At 75.4% G+C, this 1,030-nt stretch carries 2 pseudogenes; both read right to left on the minus strand.

Annotated features, from left to right (window positions below):
* Positions 1-470 (minus strand): annotated as a pseudogene (locus NOD94_RS41160) (hypothetical protein); the annotation flags it as partial.
* A gap of 218 nt (positions 471-688) precedes the next feature.
* Positions 689-1,030, minus strand: a pseudogene (locus NOD94_RS41165) (hypothetical protein); the annotation flags it as partial.

Below are 1,030 nucleotides of genomic sequence, written 5' to 3' on the forward strand. Positions count from 1 at the left end.
GCCGGAAGCTTCGGAGCATCGGCCGGAACCTTGGGCGCATCAGCCGGGACCTGCGGAGCCGCGACAGGCAGCTTCGGCGCGTCCACCGGCAGCTGCGGCGCGGCCACCGGCGGTGCCGGGACGGCGGGGGCGGGCGGGAGGTTCTTCCTCAGGTCGGTGAGGGCCGTGTCGATCTTCTCCTTGAAGCCGGCCACGTCCGCCTGGGGGAGCTTGCCGTCGGGCGACTTGAAGACGGCGGCGAGCAGATCGGTCACGGGCTTCAACACCCCGCTGACGGTGCCGAGTTGTTGGACCTGCGCGAGCAGCGCCTCGGTCCCGGGGATCGCCTTCGACCCGACCCCGGCCGCCGCCGCGACCGGCGGCCGCGCGGGGGCGTCGGCGGCCGTCGCGAGGCCGGGGGACGCGGCCAGCAGGGCGGTGCAGAGTACGGCGGGGACGGTGTATCGGGTGAAGCGCGTGGAGCGGCGCAACGGATCTCTCCTGTCCGGCGGGGGCGTACGGGTGACATGGGACGTGTCCCGGTCCACGTAGCGGCACCCCGCCGGACCCGGCAACCGCAGCGCGGCCACCACTCCCGGGGACACGCCGCGCAACCGGCGTACTCACCCCCCTGACCTGCTCCGATACCTTCACCCTCAGGTGATGCCCCGTCAGACTGGCCACCCCCGGCGGCGCCGGCCCGCCCCCCTCAGTCGCCGCCGCCCCCGCCTCCCCCGCCGCAGGAGTGGCCGCCGTCGTGACCGCCGTCCTGGCCGTCGCCCGACCGGTCGTGGCGGTCCTCCGCGCGGTCCAGGGCCTTGCCCATCCGGACCAGGGCCTTGCCCAGCCCGCCGACCGGGGGCTGCGCCCGCGTGAAGGCCCGGCGCAGCAGCCGGTCCGGCAGGACGGGCGGTCCGTCGAAGACGTACGCGGGCCACGCGCCGCCCCGCCGGGCCCGCGCCACCAGCCGCCGCCCGGCGGCGGTGGGCCGGTTCGGCCAGATCGGAAGAGCGTCGTGTAGGGTAAGATTGTTGCAGCAAGTGTTGATATC

Source organism: Streptomyces sp. Isolate_45 (assembly GCF_024721315.2).
Classification (GTDB): Bacteria; Actinomycetota; Actinomycetes; order Streptomycetales; family Streptomycetaceae; genus Streptomyces.